We start from the raw sequence: 26,286 nt of genomic DNA, 5'->3' as shown, positions 1-26,286 counted from the left end.
CCCGGGAGTCCGGCCGTACGCGGGCGATCGGCGGCGGGCTGCCCGCGGCTTGCTCCGGTACCGTCCGCGAGGCGGAGCTCTCAGAGGTCACGACGGCGCCCGGGGACGCGGTCGGACGCGAACTGCTCGCGCTCGTACCGGAGTCGGCGAGGCCGGCGGACGAACTCGCCTCCTTCGAGGAGCTCGTGGCCGAACGCCGCCTCGTCATCCGCCTACGGGTGAACCGGCTGTACGGGACGGCACCGGACATCGGCTGAAGTCCGGCGCGCGGGGCGGCCGCTCAGGCTGCGTCGGGGCTGTCGGCGAGCCCCGCGGGATGGACCGCCGACGCACCGAAGCGCTGACGGGCCCGGTCCGCGGCGGCCTCGGCACGCCGGGCCTTCTCCTCGCGGGGGTCCAGGGAGAGCTGCCGGGGGGCGAGTTCGGCCGGTGTCAGCTCCCCGGCCCGCAGGGAGACCGCCCGCACCCGGGCCCGCTGCAGCCCGAGAGCGTCGTGCAGGGCGTAGGCGACGGCGGTCAACGCCGGTGTGTGCGCGGTCGGTTCGACGAGCGTGCGGGTGCGGGTGGTGGTGGACCGGTCGGCATAGCGGACGGTGAGGCTCAGCGCACGGGCGGCCTGCCCCTCCGCACGCATGCGGAAGCCCAGCTCGTCGGCGAGGGTGAGCAGCGCGCGGCGGCGGCCGGAGGCGTCGAGTTCGTCCAGGTCGAACCGGTACTCCGAAGCGACGGAACGCGCGGGGGCGCTGGGGACCACGGACGACGGATCGATGCCCCGGGCGCGCTCGTGGAGGCGGCGCCCGGTCTTGGCGCCGAGTATCCGCTGCAGGGTGGCGGGTTCCGCCTCGGCGACCCGCCCGACGGTGTCCAGCCCGTACGCGCAGAGGGTCCGGGCGGTCGACGGGCCGATGCCGTGCAGGGCGGCGACGGGCCGGCCCGCGAGGAACCCGGCGGCCTCCCCGGGCCGCACCACCCGGACGGTGCCCGGCGGGCCCGACTGCGCCGCCATCCGCGCGAGGAGCGGGTTGACGGCGACGCCGACGGTGCAGTCGGTGGCGTGGAGGGCCAGCGCGCGGACACGGAGGAGGCGGGCCAGCGCGGGTGCGTCGCGGTCGAAGTAGCGCAGTGCGCCCCGTACGTCGGCGAGCGCCGCGTCGGGCGGCAGCGCCTGCACGACGGGGGTGAAGTCGGAAAGGAGACCGAGGAGTTCGGGGAACTCCGCGCCGAGGCCCGCGCCTTCTCCGTACGGCGGGCCGCCGTCCGGGCGGTTCCCGGCATCCGGGCGGTTCCCGGCGTCCGCGAAGTGCACGTACAGCACGTGGAGCCGTTCGTCCGGCCGCTCGTTCTGCCCGCTCATCCCGCGCTCCCCGGACTGGAGTGCCAGAGCTTGCGCAGGGCCCTCGGGGAGTCGGCGGCGTCACCCGGGGGGCGCAGGTCGGCCCATGGGTGCATCTCGTAGCCATGGGCGACCTGGATCGTGCGCCCGGGCTTCCCCGCCTCTCCGGTCTCCCGTTCCGCGTCCCGTGCCGGCTCCTGGCCGTCGCCGGTGCCCGGACCCTTCGGGGCCTCGGCCAGGCGCGCGGCGACCGCGTCCAGGCCGCCGGTGCGCCGCAGCTCGACCAGTTCCGACAGGTCCCACGCCGCCGAGCCGACCACGCTGAGACTGCGCGGCCCGCGCCGCTGGACCACCCCGCGCACCAGCAGCAGCCAGGAGTGGAAGACGGTGTGGGCGCAGGCCGCGTGGGCGTCGTCGAAGAACGCGAGGTCGACCAGGCCCGTGCCGTCGTCGAGGGTGCTGAAGATGACACGCCGTCCGGAGCGGATCGGCGGGGTCTGGGTGGCGGCCTTGGCCCCGGCGACAAGGACCGTCTCGCCGTGCCGGGCGGACCGCAGCCCCCGCGCCGAGTACGCGCCCAGCTCCCGCAGGAACGCGGTGTGGTCGTCCATGAGGTGCCGCGAGGTGTCCATGCCGAGGACGCCGAGTTCCGCTCCCAGCCGTTCACCCGCGTCGAGGTCGGGCAGCCCGGCCGGCTCGGGCACCGCGGCCTCGCCCAGCGCCAGCTGCCCTTCGCGCGCGCCGGAGGCGGCGCGCCGGCCGCGGTGGAGTTCGGCGATGTGCAGCAGCAGGTCGCGCCGGTTGCCGTCGGGTGCGAACGCGTCCAGCGCGCCCACCTGGGCGAGCTTCTCGGCGACGGGGCGGGGCGGACGGGCCCGGCGCCACAGATCGGCCAGCGAGTCGTAGGGCTGGCCGGCCTCGATCCGCTCCGCGTCCGCTTCGCTGATGCCCTGCACCTCGGCGAGGGCGAGGCGTACGCCCCACCGGCCGGCGGAGGCGGAGGAGCCCTCAGGACCGTCCTGCGCGGCCGGTGCGGCCGGGGACTCCGGCGTACCCGACGGTGTACCCGACGGGGCCTCAACCCCCTTTGAATCAGACACCAGTTCGATGCGATAAGCGGCCGAGGACCGGTTCACGTCCAGGGGCAGCACCCGCACCCCGCGTCGCCGCGCGTCCGCCAGCAGCAGCCGCTTCGGATACATCCCGGGATCGTGCTCCAGTACACCCGCGTAGAAGGCGGCGGGATGATGGGCCTTCAGCCACGCCGACTGGTAGGTGGGCACGGCGAACGCGACGGCGTGCGCCTTGCAGAAGCCGTAGGACCCGAACGCCTCCACGATCTCCCAGGTCCGCCGGACCGCCTCGTCCGCGTACCCGCGCCGGGATGCCTCCTGCCGGAACCAGGCGCGCACCCTCCCCTGCCGCACCTCGTCCGAGAGCGCACGCCGCGCCTCGTCGGCCATCGCCCGGCCGCACCCGGTCATGACCGAGATGATCTCGATGACCTGCTCGTGGAAGACCACGACGCCGTACGTCTCGCTCAGCGCCGGCTCCAGGTCCGGGTGCGGGTAGTCCGGGGGCCGCCGTCCGTGCCGGGCCTCGATGAAGGGCCGCACCATGTCGGCGACGACCGGCCCCGGCCTGAACAGCGAGATGTCGACGACGAGATGGTGGAAACTCTCCGGCTGCAGCCTCCCGACCAGGTCACGCTGGCCCGGCGACTCGATCTGGAAGCAGCCGAGGGTCTCCGCGGACCGGATGAGCGCGTACGTCTCCGGATCGCCCTCCGGCACCTTCTCCAGCTCGACCCTCTCGCCCGCCGCCCGCTCGATCTCGGCGACGGCGTGCGCCATCGCGGACTGCATCCGCACCCCCAGCACGTCCAGCTTGAGCAGCCCCAGCTCCTCCACGTCGTCCTTGTCGAACTGCGACATGGGGATGGGGGCCCCGCCCTCGCCCGGAGGGCCGAGGGGGATCTCGCCGCTGGTGGGCACCACCGGCGTACGGGCGCGGAGCGAGGAGTCCGAGAGCAGCACCCCGCACGGGTGCATGGCGACCCCGCGGGGCAGAGCGTCCAGCGACTCGACCAGGTCCCAGAAGCGGGGGCCGTACCGTTCGACGTCCACGCCGCGCAGTTCCGGAAGCTCGCCGAGCGCGGCGCGCGCGTCCCGCGCCCGGATGTGCGGGAACGCCTTCGCCAGCCGGTCGGTCTCGGCGGGGTCCATGCTCAGCGCGGCGCCCACGTCGCGGATGGCGTGCCGCACCCGGTAGGTCTCGGGCATGGCGACGGCGGCGACGCGCTCCTCGCCGAAGCGGTCGAAGATGGCGCGGTAGACCTCCAGCCGCCGTGCGGACTCCACGTCGATGTCGATGTCCGGGAGGGCCGCCCTGCGCGGTGAGAGGAACCGTTCCATGAGCAGGTCGTGTTCGAGGGGGTCGGCGTGTGCGATGCCCAGCAGGTGGTTGACCAGGGACCCCGCCCCCGAGCCGCGCGCCGCGACCCGCACGCCCATCGCCCGCACGTCCTGCACGACCTGCGCGACGGTCAGGAAGTAGGAGGAGAAGCCGAGTCCCTCGATGATCCGCAGCTCGTGTTCGAGCCGCTCCCAGCGCTTCCGCTGGGACTCGTACCTCCGCGCGACCATCCCCGCGGCGCAGCGCGAACGCAGCACACGCTCCGCGGTCCTCCCCCGCGTCGCGGCGGGCCCGCCCGGGCCGGGACGCCCGCGCCCGCCGCCCCTGCCCGCGCCCACGAGCCACGGCTCGGGGAAGTGGACCCGGCCGATGCCGATGTCGTACTCGGGGTCGACGCGGCAGTCCTCGGCGGCCTCCTCGGTCAGCGCCAGCAGCCGGTGCGCGGTGTCGCTCCGGTAGCCCGCCGCCTCCGCGACGCGCAGCGCGACCGCCTCCATGGCCTCCGGCCCCTTCAGCCACCGCTCGCCGCTGTCCAGCCCCTTCCGCGGGTCGACGGGCACCAGGCGCCGCGCGGCGTCCAGGACGTCCGCGACCGGGCCCTGGCTGGGGTCGGCGTAGCGCACCGCGTTGGTCAGTACGGGCCTGACGCCCTGCTCGGCGGCGAGCCCCAGCATCCGCGCGGACTCCCGCAGCGGTACGCACCCCGCGACCTCCAGCCGCAGCGCCGTGCCGAAGATCTCCCGCCAGCCGGACAGCAGCCGCGCCGCCTTGTCGGGGCGCCCGGAGGCGAGCGCGCGCCCCACGTCGGACTCGGGCCCGAGCAGTACGGTCAGCGCTCCGCCGTAAGCACCGCCCAGGGCCGCCAGGTCGTCCCACTCCAGCTGGGGCCGCTCGCCTCCGCCGGCGTGCGCCGCGCTCACCAGCCGGCACAGCCCGTCCCATCCGGTGCCGCCGCGGGCCGCGAGGAAGACGACCCGCTGTGCCGATTCGTCGATGAAGGCACCGCCCCGGACCGGCGTACGGCGGCGGCGTACCGCGCTCGTGCGCTCCGGGCGCTCCGCGACGGCCAGGTCCGCCCCGTAGACGGGGCGCACCCCGGCGTTCGCGCTCGCCCGCGCGAAGCGCACCGCTCCGGCGAGGGTGTCGCGGTCGGTGAGCGCGACCGCGTCCATTCCGCGCTCGCGGGCACGGTCGGCCAGCGTCTCGGGATGCGACGCCCCGTACCGCAGGGAGAAGCCGGAGGCGACATGGAGATGCACGAATCCAGGCACCGCACGCACCTCCCACCGCACTCGCATCCCTGCTTGCCGAATGCCCTCCACCATAGACCAGTACTCGAACCCGCGTTCGAACGGTGTCGGATGGCTTCTCCGCAGCTCACCACCGGTGGGGGCCTGCCGCGGACGGCTCCCCAACCGCGGCACAGGAGCCCTGCGTTCGAACACGGGGCGCCCGGCGGCAAGGCGCGGCCGCCCCGTCCCGTCCCGCCCGGCCTCCACCCGCTCGGACTCGGCCTCGCTCACCGGGCAGCCGGGCGGGGACCGCTCCGCTCGGCCCTCGGCAGAACCGCGCCCCGCCGCCCCTCCCCGTACGTCACCATCGGCCGCATGGCTGAACGCGTCGCCGTCCTCTCCGACGTCCACGGCGTCCTCCCCGCCCTGGAGGCGGTACTGGCCGAGCCCGAGGTGCGGGCCGCCGGCACCGTCGTCGTCGCCGGCGACCTCCTCGCCGGACCGCAGCCGCTGGAGACGCTGGAGATGCTGCGGGCGCTCGGCGACCGCGCCGTGCTGATCAGCGGCAACGCGGACCGTGAGCTCGTCGCGCTCAGCCGGCGGCCCCCGGCCGCGGAAGGCCCGGCAGCCGGGACGGACGGGGCGGAGGCGCCCGCTCCCCCGCCCGTCGACGCCTGGGCCGCCGCACAGCTGCGTCCCGCCGACGTCGAACTGCTGGCGGGGCTGCCCCGTTCCGCCCTCCTGGAGGTCGACGGGCTGGGGCCGGTGCTCTTCTGCCATGCCACTCCGCGCGACGACGCGGAGACCGTGCTCGTCGACTCCCGCCCGGAGCGCTGGGCGGAGGTGCTGGCCGGCGTGGACCCCGGTGTGCGGGCCGTCGTGTGCGGCCACACCCACATGCCGTTCGTACGGCTCGCCCACGGGCGGCTGGTGGTCAACCCCGGAAGCGTCGGCATGCCCTACGGGCGGCCCGGCGCCCACTGGGCGCTGCTCGGCCCGGGGGACGGAGTGACCCTGCGCCGCACCGCGTTCGACTGCGCGGCGGCCTGCGAGCGCATCGCCGCGGAGTCCGGCTTCGAGGGCGCCGCGCAGTGGGCGGACGAGTACGTGTACGCGCGCAACAGCGCCGAGGACGCCCTGGCGGCTTTCGGACCGGGCGACGGGCGCTACCCCTCCGGCCGGCCCAGCGGGTAGGAGACGCGCTCCCGCCAGCGCGACCCGTCCCAGACGACCAGGCCGACCTCGGTGACTTCGGTCGATATCGGGAGCAGCGGCCCGAGCCGCGCGGCGAGGGCCTCGTGCGCGGCGTCGTCGCCGTGCGGCGCCTCGCTGACGGCGACCGTCAGATGGGGCTCGAGCCCGCCGTCGAAGATCCCCCGGTAGGGCTCGGCCTCCGGCCAGGCCCGGGTGACCTCCTTGGTGAGGACTTCGACCGGGTCCTTGGGCAGAGGATCGAGATAGAGCACCCCCGGGTAGCGGCCGAACCCCTCGAAGGACAGCGTGAAGGCCTCGTGCGCGGCGAACAGGGCGGCCAGCTCGCGGTGTACGGCCTCGCCCAGCCGGTTCACGTGCAGAAACGGATAGAGCACGGTGATGTGCGCGGAGGACCCGGTGCGCACGAATGGGTCGGCCTCGGGAACCCTGACGGACAGGGCGGTGTCGCCGACGACGTCCGGCCAGCCCCCTCCGTCGCTGCCGTCGCTTCTCGTCATGATCGGACATGCTTGCACGGAGGGCGGCTGTGACCGATGTCAAAGAATTGGCAGATCGTAGAGGCAGCAAGGCAGGGTAGAAGAGCCAGCGCCGCTCCCGCGCGCACCGCGCGAACGGGACGGTCGCCCCCGCACAGGACACTCACAGAAGGAGCCCCATGAGGATCGGGATCGTCGGAGCCACGGGCCAGGTCGGCAGCGTGATGCGGGAGATTCTTGCCGAGCGGAAACTCCCCGTCGACCAGCTGCGGCTGTTCGCCTCCGCCCGTTCCGCCGGGCGCACGCTGCCCTGGCAGGGCGGCGAGGTCACCGTCGAAGACGCCGCGACGGCCGACTACTCCGGACTGGACGTCGTCCTGTTCTCAGCGGGCGGTTCGACGTCGAAGGCCATCGCGGAGAAGGTCGCCGCGCAGGGCCCCGTCGTCATCGACAATTCCTCCGCGTGGCGGCTGGACCCGGAAGTCCCGCTCGTCGTCTCGGAGGTGAACCCCGAGGCGGCCCGGCGCAGGCCCAAGGGGATCATCGCGAACCCGAACTGCACCACCATGGCCGCCATGCCCGTGCTGCGCCCCCTGCACGAGGAGGCGGGGCTGAGCGGCCTCGTCGTCGCCACCTACCAGGCGGTCTCCGGAAGCGGCCTGGCCGGCGTCGCCGAGCTGAACGAGCAGGCGTCCAAGGCGATCGAGACCGACGCGACCCGGCTGACGTTCGACGGCGACGCCGTCGACTTCCCGCAGCCGGACAAGTACGACCGCCCCATCGCCTTCAACGTGCTGCCGATGGCCGGCTCGATCGTCGGGGACGGCCTGGACGAGACCGACGAGGAGCAGAAGCTCCGCAACGAGAGCCGCAAGATCCTCGACATCCCCGGCCTGAAGGTCTCGGGCACCTGCGTGCGGGTCCCTGTCTTCACCGGCCACTCGCTCCAGGTCAACGCGCGCTTCGAGCGGGCGATCACCCCGCAGCGGGCACGTGAGCTGCTGGGCGCCGCACCCGGCGTCGAGCTGTCCGAAATCCCCACGCCGCTTCAGGCGGCGGGCAAGGACGCCAGCTACGTGGGCCGTATCCGTGCCGACGAGACCGTGGAGCACGGCCTCGCCCTGTTCCTCGCCAACGACAACCTGCGCAAGGGCGCGGCGCTGAACGCCGTCCAGATCGCGGAGCTGGTCGCCGCGGAGTGACGTCCCCGGTGACGTCTCCCGCGAGCGCTTCCGGCTGACGTGTGAGGCCGGGCGCGAGCCGCACCACCAGGAACGACGGAACCCCCGGGCTGTGCCCGGGGGTTCCGCTGTGTTCCGTGACAGTGCTCAGTGCGCTTTCACACCGGCATGTGCCCTGTCAGTGCCGCGGGGAGCCGCTTCAGGGAAGCTGGGCGCCCGTGGCCTCGAGGGCGGTCGTCACCGGCTGGAAGAAGGTCTCGCCGCCGGCGGAGCAGTCGCCGCTGCCGCCGGAGGTCATGCCGAGAGCCTTGTCGCCGGCGAAGAGGGAGCCGCCGCTGTCGCCGGGCTCGGCGCAGACGTCGGTCTGGATGAGGCCGTTGACGGTGCCCTCCGGGTAGGAGACGGAGGCGTCGACCGCCGTGACGGTGCCGTCGTGGACCTGGGTGGTGCTGCCGCTGCGGGTGACCTCCTGGCCGACCTCGGCCTCGGCGGCGCCGGTGATCTCCTGCGTGCTGCCGTCGTAGAGGTTCACCTCGCTCGGGTGCTCGGTGTCGCCGGTGTAGGTGGCGATGCCGTAGTCGGCACCCGGGAACTCGCCGTCGCCGCTCTCGGCGATGACCGGACCGCCCTCGGACTCCGACCAGCTGGCGATCGCCGTGGTGCAGTGGCCCGCCGAGAGGAAGGCCGGCTTGCCGTCGAGCGTCACGTTGAAGCCGAGCGAGCAGCGTCCGCCGTCACCGTGGATGGCGTCGCCACCCGCGATCTTGGTGGTGAACTTGCCCTCGCTGCGCTTGATCTCGACCGCGCCGCCCTGCGCCTTCGCCTGCTTCTTCAGCTTGGCCAGCTTTTCGCCCTTGACCGTCTGGTCGGCGGTGATGACGACCTTGTTGGACTTCACGTCCACGGCGCGGGCGGTACCCGTCATGTCGTTCTTGGTGAGCGTGTCCTTCACCGAGGCCAGCTTGGCCATCGTGTGCTTGACGACCTTGGCCTCGGCGCCGGCGGCCTCGACCTGCTGCTTGTCGGCGGCGTCGGTGACGTTGACGACCAGCTTCTTGGCCTTGGCGTCGTAGTAGGAGCCGGCGTCGGCCTTGATGTCGGACGTGAGCTGCGAGGCAAGCTTCGAAGCCGACGCGCTCGACAGGGACTTGAGGCTCGGCGCGTCCTCGGACGCGCTGGCGCTCCAGGTCAGCGAACCGGCGACCAGTGCCGCGACACCCGCGCCGGCGATAGCCATCCGCCGCTTCGTTATCTGCTTCTTGTCGCTCAACTCAAAACCTCCAGTGGGGGGTTGGGGCGACCCGGACCAGAGGGAACGCCCCGGAGGAAGTACGGACGCCGAATCTCCCCGGCAGGGAAGTCACGTCCATGCCAACTCGTACCGAGGAGTATTACGAGAACGAAGCGCACCACACAAGGCCGATTTCACTTCTGCCCGTGAAAAACTGGCCCGTCGCAGGCAGTCGCACTTGTCGAAATGTGACGCGCGTCGATCCACAGACACAAGGCACGGCCCCAATAACGAGCAGTCATGCCCTGAACTGGCACAAGATGCAGACTTGTCCTGTTTCGTCCCCCAATTACGGCCCCACTCACGGGATTTCAACCGCGAAAAGCGGGAGCTAATCAGGAAAGCCATTCCGGGGAAACTCGCACCCGCGAAGAACCATCTTCACGGGGATTTCACATTCGTTTCGGCGGCTACTCCGCCGTTTCCGTTCGCGCGCTTCTCCATCCGCCGCCGACCACCGCCACGGGACGGCCCGCGCATCCCGTCGGCCCGTACAGGAGGCCTCGGCAGCGGAATATCAGCCGGGTCGCGCCGTAGCTCCGACGCGCCCGCACGTGGCCCCGACGCCGCAGGCGCCTGTCTCCGGGACCGAGGGCACGCGTCTCAGGCGCCGCAGTCACAGCAGTCGCAGCAGCAGCCGTCGCCCTCGCAGCAGGAGCAGCCCTCACAACCGCAGTCGCAGCAGTCGCACTTGTGGCACCAGCCTTCGCGGGACTCCCCCGTCCACGGGTCGTGGTACGGGTCCCTGCAGCAGATCTGGCCAGTGCAGCAGAGCCCCGACCAGACGGCACAGCCGGCGAGGAGGCCGCGGCGCCGCTGCGGCGGGGGCGGCGGGCCGGTGGGGTCACGGGTGATCCACGGCGACTGGCCGGGAGGCCGCTCACCTGACGCCTGCGACGGCAGGGCGTCCTGCGGCTCCTCACCGGACGGCGCATGCGCGCAGCCGCCGGCACCGGAGCCGAAGACCCGCCGCACCGAGCGCTGCAGCTCGTGTGCGAGCAGTACGTGCGCCAGCCCGCCGTCCACGAAGTCGACTTCGCGCAGCGCCAGCCGCACCCCGTGCACGGCGTCGTCGCACAGCCGCCGCGCCTCCGCCAGATCGGTGCCCGTCGCGGTCAGGGGGTTCCACAGGCCCGCTTCCTCGTCGGCCGCCAAGTCCTCGACGGCGTCGAGGAGATGGGCGAGCCTCCCGAAGAGGCGTCCCGCCTCCGCGAGGGGTTCGGCGTTCGCGGGGCGTCCCGCCAGTACGGCGGTGTGCGCGAAGGCCGCGGCGGTGGCCGTCTCCGTCGGCTCGGTCACCGTCAGCAGCGATCCGCCCCGCACGACGGCCAGTTCGGCATCCTGCTGCCGCTCCACGGCGTCGACCAGGACCGCCGTGTCGAAGCCGAGCTCAGCCCCCGTACGCGCACCCGCCTGCGCCCAGCCGGACGCGATCCGCCGGGCCACGGCGGCCACCGGCCTGCGGCCCAACACGCCGTCGCCGTCCACCACATGGTCCTGCACCTTCGCGGAAGCGAGCACGAGCGAGACCGAGGCGGCCAGGCGCGCGCCCTCCCCCTGCGCGACCGGCGCACTGCGCATGCCGCGCAACGGGCAGGGGCCCGCGGTGCGCCGGCGGCCGTCGGCAGCGCCCGTCCGCCGCGACTGGGCGTCGACGAGCACCGAGACGATGAGGCCGTCGTAGTTGGTGGCCACCCTGCTGAACTGGCCCTTCGCCCCGCGCAGCGCGAGACAGAGCCCGCAGAGGTGCGCCATCCACTCCGTCTTCAGATGGCCGCCGAGCCGATGGCTGCACGGCCGTATGATTCCGAACAACGTTCCCCCGCTTGCCCGTTGACCCCTCGCACAGTGTTTCGCACGCGTCGTGCGGCGGCATCACTTTATCGGCAGGCCAACATGGTGTGCGGGCCGCCCGCATCCTTCTGCCCGAACTCGGAACCGACCCGGTCCGCACCTCGCAGGCCGCGAAACTTGCACACCGTCACCACGCGGGCCCCACTGTTTCCCTGACCGAGCGCCATATGTTCTGCACCAGTACCGTCACGAATCCCGTTCTGGGCAGGTATCCGCTTGGCGCAACATCCGCATCATGGACGACGATAGGGATGCGGATCCGCGGCGGAGCCGCTCGATGGCAATGCGGACGACCGCGCAGAGGAGAGGAGGCGTCCATGGGATCGGTGCGCAAGGCGAGTGCCTGGCTGGGCCTCGTCGACGACAGCGAAATGCGTTACTACGACGACGATTACGCCGAGGGGCCGGAGCCCGGGGACGCCGCGCGGGAGCCGTGGGTGACGGATCCGCGGGTCAGGGTGACAGCCGAGGCCGCGCAGGACCAGGGCACCCGAATCGCCACGGTCACACCCGACGGGTTCCGCGACGCCCGCGGCATCGGCGAACTCTTCCGCGACGGCGTTCCCGTCATCATCAACCTCACGATGATGGAGTCCGCCGACGCCAAGCGCGTCGTGGACTTCGCCGCCGGGCTCACCTTCGGGCTGCGCGGGTCCATCGAAAGGGTGGCGACGCGCGTGTTCCTGCTGACTCCCGACGACTACAAGATCGTGGGGGGCGAGAGCCGCCGCGCCGCCGAAGGCGGCTTCTTCAACCAGAGCTGACCCCCGCGTCGCCGGCCCCGGCACGGCCCGAGCCGGCGGTCACGCGGGGGCGGCCCCGGAGGCCGCTGCCTCCGGCGGTCGCTACGGCCGGGTACCGGCGCTCGGCAGCAGGGCTTCGTCGTCGCCGGAGCGCGGCGCGCCCGGCGCCCGGGGCGACGCGCCGCGGCTGCGGTCCGGCTGCCTCGGCAGCCTCCCCGCCGCCGTCCCGCGCTCGCCGGCAGCCTCCTGCCCGCCCCGCGCGGCGCCCGCCGCACGCTCCTCCATCGCCGCGCTCCCGCGCTTCGGCGCCTGGTCCGTCCCGCCCGCCGCGGCTGCGGTCTTCACGCCCTCGGCCGAGCCGAACTCCGCCTGGCCCTCGTCCGCCGAAGCGGCCTCCGGGAGGTCCTTAGCCTCGTCCCGCCCGGGCTCCATCGTGCGCGGCAGCCTGAGGGCAGCGAGCGCGCCGAGGAGCAGCAGGACGGCGCTGACGGCCAGCGTGACGTGCATGCCGTGCACGAACGCCTCACGCGCGGCCGAACGGAGCGCCTCGCCGGCGGGCCCTCCCAATCGGGCGGCGATGCCGTACGCCTCGCCGAGCGAGTGCCCGGCACCGGCTCCGGCGGCGTCGGAGACGCCCGGCACGTCGCGCACACCGGGGGCGTACGCGGCGTTCATGACGGTCCCGAGCACGGCGATGCCCATGCCCGCCCCCAGCTGGTACGCCGTCTCGCCGATCGCGGCGGCACCGCCCGCGGTGGACGCCGGAGCCTCGCTGAGCATGGACTCGTAGCAGCCGAAGAGCGTGGTCTCCAGGCCGAAGCCGAGCAGCACGAACCCGCCGATGAGCAGCGCGGGCCGGTCCTCCTGGCCGACTCCCGTCAGCACGAGCACCGCGAGCGCGGTGAGGACGAAGCCGAACCCGACCATGGTGCGCGGTCCCAACACGCCCAGCAGGCGCGATCCGGCGAGCCCGGCGGCGACGGCCGCCAGCGAGAGGGGCAGCAGCCGCAGTCCGGTCTCCAGCGGAGAGAGACCGAGGACCAGCTGGAGGTACTGGGCGGCGATCAGCGCGAGGCCGACCAGCGCGAGGACGGTGAGGACGATGCAGCCGACCGCCGTGCCGAAGGCCCGGCGTGCCACTGCGCGTACGTCGATGAGCGGGTACGGACGCCGGCGCTGGCGCCGTACGAAGAGCGCGAGGAGCGCCGCGCCCGCCAGGAGCGGGACGGCCGCCTGGGGCGAGAACGGGTCGCCGCTGCCCGCCTCCTTGACTCCGAGGATGACGCCGAAGAGGCCTCCCGCGGCCATCACCGCACCGAGAACGTCCCAGGGGCCCTCGCGGCTGCCCGTGGACTCCGGGAGCAGCCAGCGGCCGACGGGCAGGCTGGCGGCCATCAGCGGGATGTTGATGATGAAGACCGAGCCCCACCAGAAATGCTCGAGCAGCGCACCGCCCACCAGGGGGCCGACTGCGGCGCCGACCGCGGCCACGGCGCTCCAGATGCCGATGGCGAGCGCACGCTCGCGCCGGTCGGGGAAGACCTGGCGCAGTATCGAAAGAGTGGCGGGCATGATCATCGCGCCGCCGACGCCGAGCAGGGCCCGCGCCGCTATGAGTATGTCCGGTGTCTGTGCGTAGGCGGCGGCGGCGGAGGCCACAGCGAAGAGCGCGTAGCCGAAGAGCAGCACGCGGCGCCGCCCGATCCGGTCGCCGAGCGTGCCGAAGAGGATGAGCAGCGAGGCGCAGACGAGCGGATAGGTGTCCACGATCCACAGCAGCTCGACGGAGCCGGGCCGCAGATCGCCGGAGACCGCCGGTACGGCCACGTGCAGCACGGTGGCGTCGATGGCGACCAGCAGCAGGCTGGTGCACAGGACGACGAGCACGACCCAGCGGTTCGCGGCTGGCGCGGCGGCAGAGGCAGGGCGTCCTGCCCCGTGCACGGGAGCATTCGCCTTGGGCCCTTCGGCTCCGGCTGTGGTCGTCCCGGACATCTGCGCACCTCCTCTCGCGCTCGCCCTGGGCGGCGGGGGGCGGCACCGGGCGGCGGTGCGACGCCTCTGTCCGCCACGGCGGAGACGGACGTCGTCGAGCCCGGAGCAACTAGGGCGAGTGGCCGTCAGGGTACGCGAGTCTGCCGGACGACCGCGTGGCGCATGTCACCAGCGCACAGTGGGCACACGCCCGCTCACAGCCGCGCGCGCCGGGGCACCGCCGCCCGTCGCGCCGTCAACTGGCTTGCGCGGAAGGGGAACACGAGGGGAAAAGGACGGCGGAATTCCCTGGCAACCGACGGTGAACAGAAATTCGCCCAGGAGCACCGGAAGGCACTGGAGAGCATCCGGAATGCACGGGTTAAACCCTGGATAAGCCACAGGAATTCACGCCCCCAAACACCGCCATGAGACACACTCCACATCACATCGTCATCACGAACCCCCTGACGTGTACAGGCATCTCTCAGAGCCGTTGTAACGTCGATTGGGTGCGTATCGACCGACTACTCGCCCGGCTGGAACAGGAGCCCGAGCGACCGAGCACCAGCGGCGTCCCGCGGATGAGCCGGACCCGCAAGCTGTTGTTCGGCGCGACAACCGGGCTCTATGCGGTGATTGTCATAGCCGTCCTGTTCAGCACGGACCTGGTGCGGCTGGACTGGCAGGTCATGCTGTTCCGGCCGTACAAGCAGTGGCCCGAAATGCACGCATTCCTGGACTACTTCGTCGTGCTCGGGCAGCGCGGCCCCACGGCCGTGCTCGTCGCCGCCTGGCTCGGCTGGCGCTCCTGGCGGCAGCGCACGCTGCGGCCGCTTCTCGTGCTCGGGACGTCCCTGCTGGCCCTCAACATCACCGTGGGGGCAGTCAAGATCGGCCTGGGCAGGCTCGGCCCGCACTACGCGACCTCCGTCGGATCGGCCGAACTCTTCGCCGGCGGCGACATATTCCCGTCGGGTCACACGGCGAACGCCGTCGTGACCTGGGGCGTCCTCGCCTATCTCGCCACCACGCCGCGCGCCCGCCGCGTGCTGTCCGTGGTCGCCGCGTTCTTCGCTCTCGGAGTCGGCGCGACGACCGCCTATCTCGGCACGCACTGGGTGAGCGACGTACTGCTCGGCTGGGCCGCGGGACTGCTGATCCTGCTGGCGCTGCCCTGGGCTGAGCCGGCCATCGCCACCGCCGAGGACCACGTCCTCGCCTGGCGGGACCGCAGGAGCACCTCGCGGATCCCCGGCCTGGCTCCCTCGCCGCTCTCCCCCGTCACGCGGCAGCCCCTGCTTCCGTCCGGCAGGGCACGCCCTGCCGAGGAGATGACGGCGGAGGAGGCGCAGCACGACACCGCCGTCGTCGGGGGCCGCGCCCCGGCCCAGCCCTCCCCGGGCACGGGAGTGGGCGCCGCCCGGCTGCACCACGCTCCCGGACGGCAGCACCCGCTGCGCGCGGAGCGGGCGCCCGTCACGCCGCAGCCGCCCGCGGGACCCAGGCGCCCGTACGGGGACCGCTCGCAGCCCCGCCCCGCACCTCTGGGGCCGCGCGGCAAGTAACCACGCGCGGCAGGGGTACCGGCCCGCGCCGGACCGGTACGCGCCGCATGAGTGTGGCCCCGGAACCCTTGAGGGTTCCGGGGCCACACTCGTGTGCGCAGCGGGGCCGGCGCGGGCTCAGCCCGGCCAGCAGCGCACCACTGTGCCGGTGTCCTTCGCGACGGAGAAGTTGAGCCGTCCGCTGAGGTACTCCATGGTGATGATCGCGTCCGGCGGGAGCGACCGCACGGTGGTCCAGCCGCGTGCGTAGGCGCGCTCCTCGGCCTCGGACGCGGAGAGTCCGACGTAGCTCTCCGGCTCGTCCTGCGGTGTGCCCTGGGGGGTGGATTCCGGTGCCATGACGCAACCGTACCGCCGGAGGTACGGGACGTATCGTCACCTCGTCACACTCTTGTCACAGTGACCGGCGGCTGCTCCGGGCTTCCCGGTGTCACTCGTACGAGGCATGTACGCGGACTGGAATTGCCGCGCACCGGACGCTTCCCTTTCCTTGCCGAATTCTTTCGCGAACGCTCCGTCAGAAACCCTGCGGGGCGGGCGGATTACTTCGGCGGTGGTTCTTCCCGCGAAGCCGCGTGCGGTCCCGGAAATAGACCCGGGCTCTCGCGCGAACGCTTTCCGGGAACCGACCGGACGCGCGCTACGACTCGAAGGGGAAGTCGCGGCGCGTGACCGATCATGCGATTACCGTCACTCGAAGTCGTGACCGTGTGACTGCCAGTGCGGCAAGCGCCGATACGGAAGTCGGAAGTGAAACCCGGACTTCCGGTCCGTCAGTTTTCGCCCCGGGCCCTCTCCAGCCGGTCCCGCAGGGTCTCGACCAGCGGCAACAGCTCTGCCGGTTCCCGCACTTCGAAGTCGAAGCCGAGCATGAGGATGTAGGGGAGGATCACTTCCAGCGAAGGCCCCGCCGTACGGAAGAGGCAGCTCTCCCCGTCCACCGCCTCCAGCGTCCCCCAGGAGCGGGAGACGACCTCCGCGGCCCGCTCGACCGGCACGCGCAGCAGCACCGCGGCCTGAGCCGGGTAGGCCCGTACGGAGACGCCCTCCGAGACCCAGGCGGCGAGGTCGTCCGCCGGAGGCGTGCGGGGCGTGAAGCGGGACCCGTGGGGCGGCGTGAGCGTGATGCGGTCGACTCGGAAGGTGCGCCAGTCGGCGCGTTCCACGTCCCAGGCCACGAGGTACCAGCGCCGGTAGGTGCTCACCAGGCGGTGGGGCTCCACGACCCGCCGCGTGGCCGTTCCGTCGTGCGCCTCGTAGGCGAACCGGAGCTGCTGGTGATCGCGGCAGGAGTGGGCGAGCTCCGTGATGACCGACGCCTCGACGGACGGGGCCCGGTGCGTCGGCAGCATGGGCACGGTGTAGGCGTTGAGGGCGCTCACCCTGCGCCGCAGGCGGTGCGGCAGCACCTGTTCGAGCTTCGCCAGGGCCCGCTCGGAGGACTCCTCGATGCCCTGCACCCCGCCGTTCGCAGCCGTACGCAGACCGACGGCGACGGCGACGGCCTCCTCGTCGTCGAGCAGCAGCGGAGGCAACTGCGCACCCGCGCCGAGCTGGTACCCGCCGGCCGTGCCCGTCGTGGAGTGCACCGGGTAGCCGAGGCCGCGCAGTCGGTCCACGTCCCGGCGCACGGTGCGCGGCGTGACTCCCAGGCGAGCGGCCAGCTCGGCGCCGGACCATTCGCGGGTGGATTGCAGCAGGGACAGCAGACGCAGCAGCCGTGCCGAGGTCTCGACCATGCCGCCGAGTCTGCCACCGCTTGCGGACAGCTAGAGTCCGCAGGGGCCCGGCCGATGGCCGGGCCCCTGCCCTTGTTCGCTGTAAGAGTGCTCCGCCGGAAGTCATTCGCCTCCCGCTACGGGGCGATCGCCGTCTACCAGCGATACCAGCGTGCCTTGCCTCCGCCCGCATTGGTGGTGCGCAGCAGGAAGCCGAGCAACCAGATCACGAGTACCGCTACCGCGATCCACCACAGGGCCTTCAACGCGAAGCCCGCTCCGAAGAGGAGCAGGGCCAACAGCAGTACGAGCAGAATAGGAACCATGTGAACGACACCTCCATGGCTTCGAGTTGCCCACTTCACTGCTTCTACGCATCCGAAAGGCAAACCCTTAGGGAAAGGTCGTTGTCGAGCGTGTAGTACGGCCGCACCGTCCGCTCTCCCCCGGCGTCGGTCACACGCTGCGGCGGATAGCTGAAGATCAGCCTCTTGTCGGGGATGTCATCGAGGATCCGGGCGATCCGGACCGGTCCGGCGTCCCCGTCCGGACGCAGCCACAGGTCCCATACCCGGTGTCCCGGCCCCAGCGCGGCGAGCTGCAGTTCGGCCGTGAAGCCCGTCGCCGCCTCCGGCTCGGCTCCGGTCTTCCAGGCGGTCCGCCCCCCGGGACGGCCGGGCGCACGTACCTCTGGGGCCACCGGACTGCACACCGCGGGCCCGCCGTCACGGGGCCGTGCCTCGATCCGGGCGCCGCTGTCGAGCCGCGCGCCGAAGAGCACGCCGCGCAGCCGCATCAGGCCGTCCTCGACGTGCAGCTGCCCCGCCTCCGCGTGCGGCCAGCGCAGCCACGAACGCACCGTGAGGTTGCCGTACTTGGTGGCGTAGGGGATGCGCACGCCCAGCCAGGTACGTCCCTGCCGCGGTACGCGGTCCACGAGTGAACGCAGGTCGTTCAGCCCGGAGCGCAGCCGCTGCGGCTCCGCTTCGGCCACGGCGAGGAAGGCGTCCCAACGGCCCTCGGGCAGCGTCATGATGCTCGGCAGGACGGCGCGCATCACGCCCTCCGTCCCGGCGGGGCCGAGCGGCAGCCGGACGGTGTCCTCCGGGCCCTCTCCCCCGCCGCGGCGTCTCAGGAGCAGCGCGGCGCCGCCCTCCACCGCCCGCGCCATGCCGGAGGCGGCAGCCTGCCCCTCGGAAACGCGCACGTCGATGGTGATCCCGCCCGCGGTGTCCGCCGTGCAATCGGCTTGCGGGCGGAGGGACTTGGGCTTCGGGGAGTGCGGCGGCCAGTCCACCGGGGGGCGCACCTGTGCGGCCGGGGCGGCGCCCGCTGCCTCTCCCCCGTATGCGGCTGCCGGCGGTGTCCCGGTGGCGCGGGTGGTCATGCCTGTCCTCCCTGCAGTGCGATGCGTCGGGCGCACAGGGCGTCCTTGGCCGCGTACGCCCCGCTCAGCAGCGCGGCGCGTGCTCTGTGGACCGTGGCTCCGCGGCGGTTGACCAGCTGCGTCAGAAGGTCCTCGTAACGTGCCGCGACGTGCGCGGGGTCGAACCGCGCGGACGCGGCAAGTGCGGTCCGTCCCATGCGCTGCCTGAGAGCGTCGTCGTTCATCAGACGCAGCAGGGCGCCGGTGACGGCGGGAACGTCGCCCGTCGGTACGAGCAGCCCGTCGGACCCGTCGCGGATGATCTCGCCGGGACCGTGCGGGCAGTCGGTCGCCACGACGGGGAGACCGCACCGCATGGCTTCGACGATGGTCATGCCGAACGACTCCAGGCTCGAAGTGACGGCCCCGATGGCCCCCTTGGCCCATTCGGCCTCGATGGGGTGCGCGGGCCCCATCAGGAACACGTGGTTGTAGAGACCGAGTTCGTCGATGAGAGCCCGGAGGCCGTCCCGTTCGCGGCCGTTGCCGTAGATCCGCAGGCCCCAGTCGGGGCGTTCCGCGACGACGCCCGCGAAAGCGCGTATCAGCACGTCGTAGCGCTTGGCCGGGGCCAGACGCCCGGCGGCGACGACCCACTTGCCGCTGCTGTCCGCCGGGCCGACCTGCGGCGCGGGGACGCTGTTGGGCAGCGCCTCGACGCGGACACCCGGCAGGCGGAGTATCCGCCGGTAGTCGCGGGCGTCGGCCTCGGTGACCGTCGTGACCGCGTCGAGGCGGGGGTAGGTGTCGCGCAGCATCAGCTTCATGCGCGCCGAGTGCGTGGCCAGCGTGAGGTGCTCCTGGCCCAGCCGGGCGGGCCCGCGGCGCGTCTGGCGCGCTATGTGGGCGTTGAGCCCGGGGCGGGTGCCGATGACGACGTCCGCCTCCGTGGCCGCCAGGTACTCGCCGATGCGGCGGTCGGTGAGGGCGCTGTACTGCGGATGACGGCCGTCGCAGTCCGGGAACACGCGGGCGTGAAGGGCGTGTTGGGGATCGTCTCCCGCATAGTGCGGGCTGTGCCGCCGCATGTCGACGAGCGAGCGCAGCCGGACTCCGGGACCAGGGTCGAAGAACGGCCGGTCCCTGTACCGGAACACGGAGACGACCTCGACGTCGTGCTGCTCCGCCAGCTTCGACGCCAGGTTGTACGTGGTACGGATCGTCCCGCCCATCCCGTAGCCGCTGTTGATCAGAAACGCGATGTGCATGTGCCCGCCCCCCACGCGTTCGACGCGGTCAGTCCCCTGCTGTCCGCCTTCCGATGGGTAGACCGGGCAGGAAGGGTGATGGTTGGGCGCTATCACGTACTTGTCCCAGAACAGTTTCGAAACTGTGAAGAAGATTCTGGAACTTGCCTGCCCACTACACCGGTTGACCACTCCCGGAGCAGGACACGGTGCCCTCCCCCGAGCATTCCGGTCGTCCCCCGCGCGTGACCGCGACCACGGCTCTCCCGTTGTCCATGGGACAAGAACCGAACGCCAGGAGCCCCTGTGTCCCCCTTGCTCGATGTCAGCGACGACGTACGCGCCGAGATCGGCGACGATGAAGCCGACAGGCTGCTCGCCGGCGAGAACGCCCCGGGCGCCTACGACTGCACCTCGTGCCGCACTCCCGGCGACACCGGTCGCATGCCCACCACCGCCGTGCTGTTCGTGGGCGAGGAGACGGCCGTCCTCGCCTTCGCGCACGCCGCGTGCATCCCCTCGCAGGTGGTGAAGGTCTCGGAGGAGCAGGTGCAGGGAGCGGTCCGCACGATCACCGCCGAGGCCGGGGCCGCCGGCACCGCGGGCGCGGCCGCCGCGGACCCGGGGTACGGCTACGGCGCCGGTCCGGCAGCGGGCCACAACGGCGGCTACGGCTACGCGCCCGATCACGGCCAGGGCTTCGGGAACGCCCCCGGTCCCGTCCAGCAGTTCGGAAGCGTCCCCGGCCAGGCCGCGCACTACGGTGACGGCTACCGGGAGGGGTACGGCGGCGGCTACGGCTACCAGGAGGGCGTCCCGGCCCCTGCCGGGTACGCCGCGCCACCGTCCGGCCACCCCGGACGACCGGCTCCCGACGCGTACGGGACGTCTGCGGGCGCGGCGGCCCCCTCGGGCACGGTGCCCCGGCCCGCCTCACCCGCCGCGCCCGGCCGTCCGTCCCCGGAGCGTGCGGTGCTGAGCGTCACGTGCGGGCAGGTGCTGATCGGGCGGACCGTCCACGCCGCCGTCGTCGTCGAGCCGACGTCCCGCATCGCGCGTCCGGGCGCGAGCGGCCCCGGCGACGACTTCCTGCCGCTCCTCGCCGAGCAGGGCTTCCAGCACGTCACCGGCCTCGGGGAGCCGCCGGCACCCGTGTCCGGCTGGTCCGTGCTGGTCGCCATGGGCCAGCTCCACGCCATCCTCCAGCCGCCCTCCGGCGGAACCGGCCAGCCCACCGCCTGGTGGCAGGCGCACCAGGCGCTGCCCGTCACCGAGGAGTGGCGGGAGTCCGCCAACAGGAACGGGACGGTGCTCGTCTACGCGGCGCCCACCGGCTCCATCGGCCACCAGCCCCGGGAGGACCTGCTCCGGGAGGCCCTCGTCCAGGCCGCGGCACGAGGAGTGCTGGTCGCGGCCACGATGCCTCTGCAGGGCTGACGGTCTCCCGCGGTCCTCCGGGCGGCGGGAGCCCCCGGACGTGCCGTGCGGGCCATGCCCCGCACGGCGCTCCGTTCGCACGTACGCCCCTGACCCACCCCTGCGAACAGGTCATTCGCCGCGCCGCCCCGCATCCGCCGGGCGGCGCGGTCGTTTGGCCAGACGTGCAGCCTTACGAACCTTCCAGAGCCCACCGCCCGTACCGCGACCAGGGACTCATCCCCGGTATGCGCCACAGCCGCGAATCCCCCTCGCCCGGCTCCGGCACACCCATCTACGACGCCCTGTACGCCGAGTACAGCAGGCTCTTCCGTACGCTGCCCGGCGACCGCTCCGGCGAGGAGGAGCTGCGGTTCGAGGGCTTCGGCCTGACGCACGGCACGGCGGCCGGCCAGCTGGGCGGCGGGAGCTGGCGCGGCGGCGAGTGGCCGCACGAACTGCTGCCGAAGCGCACCGGCGGCAAGCCCGCCGCCCTGCCTCCGGGACAGCAGAACGGACGCACGTACGGACACTGAACGACGGCGACGGCACCGGAACCGTCGCACGGGCGCCGCACACCGCAGCGGGTGCGGCGCCGGCCGGCCCGCGAAGGCCGGCTACTTCTTCTTGCCGCGCTTCTCACGCACCCGCACCGACATGTGCACGGGCGTCCCCTCGAAGCCGAACTCCTCGCGCAGCCGCCGCTCGATGAAGCGCCGGTAGCCCGCCTCCAGGAACCCGGAGGCGAACAGCACGAACCGCGGCGGCCTGACCCCGGCCTGCGTGCCGAAGAGGATGCGGGGCTGCTTGCCGCCCCGCACCGGGTGCGGGTTCGCCGCGACGATCTCGCCGAGGAAGGAGTTGAGCTTCCCGGTGGGGACGCGGGTCTCCCACCCTTCGAGCGCCGTCTCGATGGCCGGTACGAGCTTCTCCATGTGCCGTCCGGTGCGGGCCGAGATGTTCACCCGCGGCGCCCAGCGCACCTGGACCAGGTCCCTCTCGATCTCCCGCTCCAGGTAGAAGCGGCGCTCGTCGTCGAGGTTGTCCCACTTGTTGTAGGCGATGACGAGTGCGCGTCCGGCCTCCACGGCCATGGTGATGATGCGCAGGTCCTGGACGCTGATCGACTCCGTCACATCGATCAGGACGACCGCGACCTCGGCCTTCTCCAGGGCGGCCGCGGTGCGCAGCGAGGCGTAGTAGTCGGCGCCCTCCTGGAGGTGCACGCGGCGGCGGATGCCCGCGGTGTCGACGAACATCCAGGTGCGGCCGGCGAGTTCGATCAGCTCGTCGACCGGGTCCCGCGTGGTGCCCGCCTCCTCGTTGACGACGACGCGGTCCTCCTTCGCCACCTTGTTCAGCAGCGAGGACTTGCCGACGTTGGGACGCCCGATCAGCGCCACGCGCCTCGGGCCGCCGACTCCGCCGGCGCCGAAGGTCTGCTCAGGGGCCTCCGGCAGGGCGTCGAGGGCCACGTCGAGAAGGTCGCCCGTACCGCGTCCGTGGAGGGCGGAGACGGGGTGCGGTTCACCGAGGCCGAGGCCCCACAGGTAGGCGGCGTCGGCCTCGCCCGTCGGCCCGTCGACCTTGTTGGCGCAGAGCACGACCGGCTTGCCGGCCTTGCGCAGCATCCGCACGACGGCCTCGTCGGTGTCCGTGGCCCCGACCTGGGCGTCCACCACGAAGACGACCGCGTCGGCGGCCTCCACCGCGAACTCGGCCTGGGCCGCCACCGACGCCTCCATGCCGAGCACGTCGAGCTCCCAGCCGCCGGTGTCGACGACCTTGAAGCGGCGGCCCGCCCACTCGGCCTCGTAGGTGACGCGGTCCCGGGTCACGCCCGGGCGGTCCTCGACGACGGCCTCGCGCCGGCCGAGGATGCGGTTCACCAGAGTCGACTTGCCGACGTTGGGGCGGCCGACGACGGCGAGCACCGGCAGCGGCCCGTGCGAGGCCTCCTCCAGGGCACCCTCTACCTCTTCGGCTTCGAAGCCCTCTTCCGCGGCGAGCTCCATGAACTGGGCGAACTCGGCGTCGCCGAGCTCACCGTGCTCGTGCGCCGGCTCGTCGCCGTGCTGGTTCTGGTCGTTCATGCCGTCTCGTCCTCGTCGTTCCTGATCAGGTGGTCCGCGTCCGCCCGGAGGTCTCCGGGCGGCTCGCTGCTGCAAGTGTGCCGGGCCGGCCGTCCGCGGCGGCCGGCCCGTGGTGCCTGTGGGGCGCCCCGCGGGCGCCGGGGCGTGCTCAGCGTTCCGTCTGCCGCCGCGCGCCCGCCAGGTGGTCCGTCAGTCTGCGCTGGATGCGCGAGGTGGCCTCGTCGAGCGCCTTGCGGGTACGGCGCCCGCTGCCGTCTCCCGCTTCGAAGGGGTCGCCGAAGACGACGTCGACCCGGCTGCGCAGTGCGGGAAGCGCCCTGACAAGTCTGCCCGGCCGGTCGTTGCTGCCCAGCACCGCCACCGGGACGACGGGCGCTCCGGAGCGTACGGCGAAGTAGGCGAGTCCCGAGCGCAGCGAGGCGAAGTCGCCCTCGCCGCGGGTCCCTTCGGGGAATATCCCCAGTACCCCGCCGCCCTCCAGCACGGCCAGCGCCCGCTGGATCGCGGCGCGGTCGGCCGAGCTGCGGTCGACCTCGATCTGCCCGATGCCCCGCAGGAACGGGCCGAGCGGGCCCACGAACGCCTCCCGCTTGATGAGGAAGTGGACGGGGCGGGGCGCGATGCCCATCAGCATCGGTCCGTCGATGATGTGCGAGTGGTTGACGGCGAGGATCACCGGACCGCTCGCGGGCACTCGCCGCGCACCGAGCACGCGGGGACGCCACAGGCCGTGCATCAGGCCGAGGCCGATACGGCGCCCCGTCGCGGCCCCCCGCGCACCGGGTGCTCCCCCGGTGGACGTCACTTGGAGATCTGCCCCGCCTTCTCGTTCGCCACGGAGGCCGTGCCGGCTTCGCGGGACTTCTCCGACGCCGCGTTCTCGACGAGCGTCACCACGCACTCGACGACCTGTTCCAGGGAGAGTTCCGTGGTGTCCACCTCGACGGCGTCGTCCGCCTTCTTCAGCGGGGACGTCTTGCGGCTGGAGTCGGCCTGGTCCCGCTTGATCAGCGCTTCACGGGTGGTGGAGACGTCGGAGGCGTCCTTGCCCTTCAGCTCGCCGCTGCGGCGGGAGGCGCGGGCCTCCGGCGAGGCGGTGAGGAAGACCTTCAGGTCGGCGTCCGGAAGGACGGTGGTGCCGATGTCCCGGCCCTCGACGACGATGCCGCCCGCCGCTCCGGCCGCGATGGACCGCTGCAGATCGGTGATGCGGGCACGCACCTCGGGCACCGCGCTGACGGCGCTGACCGCGGCCGTGACCTCCTGCGTGCGGATCGGGCCCGAGGCGTCCGCGCCGTCCACGGAGATGGCGGGCGCCGCCGGGTCGGTCCCGGAGACGATCACGGGCTTGCCGGAAGCGGCCGCCACCGCCTCCGCGTCGTCGACGGGAACGCCGTTGGTCAGCATCCACCACGTGATGGCGCGGTACTGGGCGCCGGTGTCCAGGTAGCTCAGGCCCAGCGCCGAAGCCACCGCCTTCGAGGTGCTGGACTTGCCCGTGCCGGAGGGGCCGTCGATGGCGACAATCACTGCAGACACGCTGAGGAGGACCTTTCTCTACACGGGCAGGGCGGGCAGGGCCGAACGGCCACGGGCCAAGGCTACCGGCTGCGGGGACCGCCCAGTTCTGCCGGTGGGAACCTCACAGGCGCCGCAGCGACCAGCCGCGGTCGCGCAGCGCCGACTCCAGCGCCGAGGCGGCACCCGGCTCCACCATGAGCTGGACGTGGCCGGCCTGCTGACCGGTGGCGTGCTCGATCCGTACGTCCTCGATGTTGACGCCGGCGGCACCGGCGTCCGCGAAGATACGGGCCAGCTCGCCCGGGCGGTCGCTGATGAGCACCGCCACCGTCCGGTAGACCGCGGGCGCCTGGCCGTGCTTGCCCGGGACGCGGGCCCTGCCGGCGTTGCCCCGGCGCAGCACGTCCTCGATGCCGGCGGCGCCTCCGCCCCGCTTCTCCTCGTCCGCGGAGTCGAGCGCGCGCAGTGCCCGTACGGCCTCGTCCAGGTCACCGGCGACGGCGGCGAGGACGTCGGCGACGGGCCCCGGGTTGGCGGCGAGGATCTCCACCCACATGTCCGGATCGGACGCGGCGATGCGCGTGACGTCCCGGATGCCCTGCCCGCACAGGCGGACCGCCGTCTCGTCCGCGGACTCCAGGCGGGCCGCGATCATGCTGGAGAGCAGCTGCGGGGTGTGTGAGACGAGCGCGACGGCGCGGTCGTGGGCGTCGGCGTCCATGACCACGGGGACCGCGCCGCACAGCGCGATCAGTTCGAGCGCGAGGTTCAGCACCTCGGTGTCGGTCTCGGGCGTCGGCGTGAGCACCCAGGGCCGCCCCTCGAAGAGGTCGGCGGTGGCGGCGAGCGGACCGTTCTGCTCGCGGCCCGACATGGGGTGACTGCCCAGGTAGGCGACGGGATCGCCGCCGAGTTCGCGCAGCTCACGGCGGGGGCCGCCCTTCACGCTGGCCACGTCGATGCAGCCGCGTGCCAGGCCGAGACGCTGCACGTCCGCGACGACGCGCGCCACATGGGCGGGCGGCACCGCCACCACCGCGAGGTCGACGGGGCCGTCCGGCTCGGCGTCCGTGCCCGCTCCGAGGGACGCCGCGGTACGGATCCGCTGCGGATCGGTGTCCCGCAGATGCACCCGCACGCCGCGCGCCGTCATGGCGAGCGCCGCTGAGGTGCCGATGAGGCCCGTGCCGACGACGAGGGCGGTACGCATTACTGGGCGATGTCCTTGCGGAGAGCGGCGGCGGCGCCGAGGTACACGTGGTTGACCTCGGACCTGGGGAGATCCGACTCGATGTGGGCCAGCACGCGCACCACGCGCGGCATGGCACCCGCGACGTCCAGCTCCTGGGCGCAGATGAGCGGCACGTCGGTGATGCCGATCTTGCGGGCGGCCGCGGCGGGGAAGTCGCTGTGCAGGTCGGGAGTGGCCGTGAACCAGACGCTTATCAGGTCCTCCGGAGTGAGGCTGTTGCGCTCCAGGACGCTCGTCATCAGCGCCGAGACCTGCTCGTGCATGTGCCCGGCCTCGTCCCGCTCCAGCTGGACGGCTCCCCGCACCGCTCGTACCGCCACGTGCCCGCTCCGCTCCTTGTGCGCCGTGTGCTGCCCGGTCCAGCGTAGATCCGTCCACGGCGGGCGCGTAC

Annotated in this window: 22 protein-coding genes and 2 pseudogenes; 8 read left to right on the top strand and 16 right to left on the bottom strand. The window is 72.9% G+C overall.

Features of this window, described 5'->3' with window-relative positions; translation table 11 throughout:
* Nucleotides 1–68 precede the first annotated feature (68 nt).
* A pseudogene (locus IEY56_RS28280) lies at nucleotides 69–257 on the top strand (PPOX class F420-dependent oxidoreductase); the annotation flags it as partial.
* A gap of 23 nt (nucleotides 258–280) precedes the next feature.
* On the opposite strand, the gene IEY56_RS05255 reads toward IEY56_RS28280, so the two are convergent.
* Both IEY56_RS05255 and IEY56_RS05250 read right to left on the bottom strand, forming a co-directional pair.
* The gene (locus tag IEY56_RS05255) at nucleotides 281–1,354 is read right to left on the bottom strand and encodes a DNA polymerase Y family protein (protein WP_189035906.1); all 1,074 of its coding nucleotides are present in this window, start codon (nucleotides 1,352–1,354) and stop codon (nucleotides 281–283) included.
* The gene (locus tag IEY56_RS05250) at nucleotides 1,351–5,046 is read right to left on the bottom strand and encodes a DNA polymerase III subunit alpha (protein WP_189035905.1); all 3,696 of its coding nucleotides are present in this window, start codon (nucleotides 5,044–5,046) and stop codon (nucleotides 1,351–1,353) included. The genes IEY56_RS05255 and IEY56_RS05250 overlap by 4 nt, the downstream gene beginning before the upstream one ends.
* A gap of 309 nt (nucleotides 5,047–5,355) precedes the next feature.
* Between IEY56_RS05250 and IEY56_RS05245 the strand changes: the two genes are divergently transcribed.
* Nucleotides 5,356–6,174, top strand: coding sequence for a metallophosphoesterase family protein (locus IEY56_RS05245; RefSeq protein ID WP_189035904.1), 819 nt, complete (start codon nucleotides 5,356–5,358; stop codon nucleotides 6,172–6,174).
* On the opposite strand, the gene IEY56_RS05240 is transcribed toward IEY56_RS05245, so the two are convergent.
* Nucleotides 6,147–6,692 (bottom strand): 2'-5' RNA ligase family protein, encoded by a 546-nt coding sequence (locus IEY56_RS05240; RefSeq protein WP_189035903.1) that lies wholly within the window; start codon nucleotides 6,690–6,692, stop codon nucleotides 6,147–6,149. The genes IEY56_RS05245 and IEY56_RS05240 overlap by 28 nt on opposite strands.
* Nucleotides 6,693–6,850: 158 nt before the next feature.
* On the opposite strand from IEY56_RS05240, the gene IEY56_RS05235 reads away from it, so the two are divergent.
* Nucleotides 6,851–7,873 (top strand): aspartate-semialdehyde dehydrogenase, encoded by a 1,023-nt coding sequence (locus tag IEY56_RS05235; RefSeq protein WP_189035902.1) that lies wholly within the window; start codon nucleotides 6,851–6,853, stop codon nucleotides 7,871–7,873.
* A gap of 178 nt (nucleotides 7,874–8,051) precedes the next feature.
* On the opposite strand, the gene IEY56_RS05230 is transcribed toward IEY56_RS05235, so the two are convergent.
* The gene (locus IEY56_RS05230) at nucleotides 8,052–9,089 is read right to left on the bottom strand and encodes a S1 family peptidase (protein ID WP_189036213.1); all 1,038 of its coding nucleotides are present in this window, start codon (nucleotides 9,087–9,089) and stop codon (nucleotides 8,052–8,054) included.
* A gap of 657 nt (nucleotides 9,090–9,746) precedes the next feature.
* Nucleotides 9,747–10,958: a DUF5685 family protein gene (locus tag IEY56_RS05225; protein ID WP_189035901.1), complete on the bottom strand. Its 1,212-nt coding sequence runs from the start codon at nucleotides 10,956–10,958 to the stop codon at nucleotides 9,747–9,749.
* Between the two features lie 356 nt (nucleotides 10,959–11,314).
* Between IEY56_RS05225 and IEY56_RS05220 the strand changes: the two genes are divergently transcribed.
* Nucleotides 11,315–11,761: a cell division protein SepF gene (locus IEY56_RS05220; RefSeq protein WP_045866593.1), complete on the top strand. Its 447-nt coding sequence runs from the start codon at nucleotides 11,315–11,317 to the stop codon at nucleotides 11,759–11,761.
* Between the two features lie 81 nt (nucleotides 11,762–11,842).
* On the opposite strand, the gene IEY56_RS05215 is transcribed toward IEY56_RS05220, so the two are convergent.
* A complete protein-coding gene (locus IEY56_RS05215) occupies nucleotides 11,843–13,735 on the bottom strand; it encodes an MFS transporter (protein ID WP_189035900.1) in 1,893 nt (630 codons plus the stop codon).
* 491 nt (nucleotides 13,736–14,226) lie between these two features.
* On the opposite strand from IEY56_RS05215, the gene IEY56_RS05210 reads away from it, so the two are divergent.
* Nucleotides 14,227–15,282: a phosphatase PAP2 family protein gene (locus tag IEY56_RS05210; protein ID WP_229711627.1), complete on the top strand. Its 1,056-nt coding sequence runs from the start codon at nucleotides 14,227–14,229 to the stop codon at nucleotides 15,280–15,282.
* 117 nt (nucleotides 15,283–15,399) lie between these two features.
* On the opposite strand, the gene IEY56_RS05205 is transcribed toward IEY56_RS05210, so the two are convergent.
* From IEY56_RS05205 to IEY56_RS05185, 5 genes are all read right to left on the bottom strand, one after another.
* On the bottom strand, nucleotides 15,400–15,621 hold the full coding sequence (locus tag IEY56_RS05205) for a proteinase inhibitor I78 (RefSeq protein WP_045866595.1): 222 nt from the start codon (nucleotides 15,619–15,621) through the stop codon (nucleotides 15,400–15,402).
* A 434-nt stretch (nucleotides 15,622–16,055) separates the two neighbouring features.
* Nucleotides 16,056–17,021 carry a helix-turn-helix transcriptional regulator gene (locus tag IEY56_RS05200; RefSeq protein ID WP_189035898.1) on the bottom strand — a complete coding sequence of 322 codons (966 nt, stop codon included), beginning with the start codon at nucleotides 17,019–17,021 and terminating at the stop codon, nucleotides 16,056–16,058.
* Between the two features lie 134 nt (nucleotides 17,022–17,155).
* Complete coding sequence (locus IEY56_RS05195; protein WP_045866597.1) at nucleotides 17,156–17,326, bottom strand: hypothetical protein; 171 nt, start codon at nucleotides 17,324–17,326, stop codon at nucleotides 17,156–17,158.
* Between the two features lie 44 nt (nucleotides 17,327–17,370).
* Nucleotides 17,371–18,387 (bottom strand): hypothetical protein, encoded by a 1,017-nt coding sequence (locus tag IEY56_RS05190; RefSeq protein ID WP_229711626.1) that lies wholly within the window; start codon nucleotides 18,385–18,387, stop codon nucleotides 17,371–17,373.
* Entirely contained in the window at nucleotides 18,384–19,634 is a 1,251-nt protein-coding gene (locus IEY56_RS05185; RefSeq protein WP_189035897.1) for a glycosyltransferase family 4 protein, read from the bottom strand. Before IEY56_RS05185 ends, IEY56_RS05190 begins: the two co-directional genes overlap by 4 nt.
* A gap of 294 nt (nucleotides 19,635–19,928) precedes the next feature.
* On the opposite strand from IEY56_RS05185, the pseudogene IEY56_RS28275 reads away from it, so the two are divergent.
* The 3 genes and pseudogenes from IEY56_RS28275 to IEY56_RS05175 all read left to right on the top strand — a co-directional run.
* Nucleotides 19,929–20,225 (top strand): annotated as a pseudogene (locus IEY56_RS28275) (hypothetical protein); the annotation flags it as partial.
* 306 nt (nucleotides 20,226–20,531) lie between these two features.
* Nucleotides 20,532–21,050: a DUF8842 C-terminal domain-containing protein gene (locus tag IEY56_RS29190; protein ID WP_506004000.1), complete on the top strand. Its 519-nt coding sequence runs from the start codon at nucleotides 20,532–20,534 to the stop codon at nucleotides 21,048–21,050.
* 227 nt (nucleotides 21,051–21,277) lie between these two features.
* A complete protein-coding gene (locus IEY56_RS05175) occupies nucleotides 21,278–21,565 on the top strand; it encodes a hypothetical protein (RefSeq protein WP_045866600.1) in 288 nt (95 codons plus the stop codon).
* 81 nt (nucleotides 21,566–21,646) lie between these two features.
* Here the strand turns inward: IEY56_RS05175 and der are convergent, their stop codons facing one another.
* The 5 genes from der to aroH all read right to left on the bottom strand — a co-directional run bounded on the left by der (nucleotide 21,647) and on the right by aroH (nucleotide 26,215).
* Complete coding sequence (gene der, locus IEY56_RS05170) at nucleotides 21,647–23,122, bottom strand: ribosome biogenesis GTPase Der (protein WP_189035895.1); 1,476 nt, start codon at nucleotides 23,120–23,122, stop codon at nucleotides 21,647–21,649.
* A gap of 148 nt (nucleotides 23,123–23,270) precedes the next feature.
* Nucleotides 23,271–23,858, bottom strand: coding sequence for a lysophospholipid acyltransferase family protein (locus IEY56_RS05165; RefSeq protein ID WP_189036211.1), 588 nt, complete (start codon nucleotides 23,856–23,858; stop codon nucleotides 23,271–23,273).
* 65 nt (nucleotides 23,859–23,923) lie between these two features.
* Nucleotides 23,924–24,661 carry a (d)CMP kinase gene (gene cmk / locus IEY56_RS05160; RefSeq protein WP_189035894.1) on the bottom strand — a complete coding sequence of 246 codons (738 nt, stop codon included), beginning with the start codon at nucleotides 24,659–24,661 and terminating at the stop codon, nucleotides 23,924–23,926.
* Nucleotides 24,662–24,764: 103 nt separating this feature from the next.
* Nucleotides 24,765–25,853, bottom strand: coding sequence for a prephenate dehydrogenase (locus tag IEY56_RS05155; RefSeq protein ID WP_189035893.1), 1,089 nt, complete (start codon nucleotides 25,851–25,853; stop codon nucleotides 24,765–24,767).
* Nucleotides 25,853–26,215 (bottom strand): chorismate mutase, encoded by a 363-nt coding sequence (gene aroH, locus IEY56_RS05150; RefSeq protein WP_189035892.1) that lies wholly within the window; start codon nucleotides 26,213–26,215, stop codon nucleotides 25,853–25,855. The genes IEY56_RS05155 and aroH overlap by 1 nt, the downstream gene beginning before the upstream one ends.
* Nucleotides 26,216–26,286: the final 71 nt, after the last annotated feature.

Origin of the sequence: Streptomyces daqingensis (assembly GCF_014645895.1) — a bacterium.
Lineage (GTDB): Bacteria > Actinomycetota > Actinomycetes > Streptomycetales > Streptomycetaceae > Streptomyces > Streptomyces daqingensis.
The sequence above is the reverse complement of the archived record's forward strand: the minus strand, read 5'-3'. Positions and strand labels throughout refer to the sequence as shown.

What these genes read in the sequence shown, in the direction of transcription:
- IEY56_RS05255 (WP_189035906.1), bottom strand. Translation starts at nt 1,354, where the DNA reads ATGAGCGGGCAGAACGAGCGGCCGGACGAACGGCTCCACGTGCTGTAC.
- IEY56_RS05250 (WP_189035905.1), bottom strand. Translation starts at nt 5,046, where the DNA reads ATGCGAGTGCGGTGGGAGGTGCGTGCGGTGCCTGGATTCGTGCATCTC.
- IEY56_RS05245 (WP_189035904.1), top strand. Translation starts at nt 5,356, where the DNA reads ATGGCTGAACGCGTCGCCGTCCTCTCCGACGTCCACGGCGTCCTCCCC.
- IEY56_RS05240 (WP_189035903.1), bottom strand. Translation starts at nt 6,692, where the DNA reads ATGACGAGAAGCGACGGCAGCGACGGAGGGGGCTGGCCGGACGTCGTC.
- IEY56_RS05235 (WP_189035902.1), top strand. Translation starts at nt 6,851, where the DNA reads ATGAGGATCGGGATCGTCGGAGCCACGGGCCAGGTCGGCAGCGTGATG.
- IEY56_RS05230 (WP_189036213.1), bottom strand. Translation starts at nt 9,089, where the DNA reads ATGGCTATCGCCGGCGCGGGTGTCGCGGCACTGGTCGCCGGTTCGCTG.
- IEY56_RS05220 (WP_045866593.1), top strand. Translation starts at nt 11,315, where the DNA reads ATGGGATCGGTGCGCAAGGCGAGTGCCTGGCTGGGCCTCGTCGACGAC.
- IEY56_RS05215 (WP_189035900.1), bottom strand. Translation starts at nt 13,735, where the DNA reads ATGTCCGGGACGACCACAGCCGGAGCCGAAGGGCCCAAGGCGAATGCT.
- IEY56_RS05205 (WP_045866595.1), bottom strand. Translation starts at nt 15,621, where the DNA reads ATGGCACCGGAATCCACCCCCCAGGGCACACCGCAGGACGAGCCGGAG.
- IEY56_RS05200 (WP_189035898.1), bottom strand. Translation starts at nt 17,021, where the DNA reads ATGGTCGAGACCTCGGCACGGCTGCTGCGTCTGCTGTCCCTGCTGCAA.
- IEY56_RS05195 (WP_045866597.1), bottom strand. Translation starts at nt 17,326, where the DNA reads ATGGTTCCTATTCTGCTCGTACTGCTGTTGGCCCTGCTCCTCTTCGGA.
- IEY56_RS05190 (WP_229711626.1), bottom strand. Translation starts at nt 18,387, where the DNA reads ATGACCACCCGCGCCACCGGGACACCGCCGGCAGCCGCATACGGGGGA.
- IEY56_RS05185 (WP_189035897.1), bottom strand. Translation starts at nt 19,634, where the DNA reads ATGCACATCGCGTTTCTGATCAACAGCGGCTACGGGATGGGCGGGACG.
- IEY56_RS05175 (WP_045866600.1), top strand. Translation starts at nt 21,278, where the DNA reads ATGCGCCACAGCCGCGAATCCCCCTCGCCCGGCTCCGGCACACCCATC.
- der (WP_189035895.1), bottom strand. Translation starts at nt 23,122, where the DNA reads ATGAACGACCAGAACCAGCACGGCGACGAGCCGGCGCACGAGCACGGT.
- IEY56_RS05165 (WP_189036211.1), bottom strand. Translation starts at nt 23,858, where the DNA reads ATGCACGGCCTGTGGCGTCCCCGCGTGCTCGGTGCGCGGCGAGTGCCC.
- IEY56_RS05155 (WP_189035893.1), bottom strand. Translation starts at nt 25,853, where the DNA reads ATGCGTACCGCCCTCGTCGTCGGCACGGGCCTCATCGGCACCTCAGCG.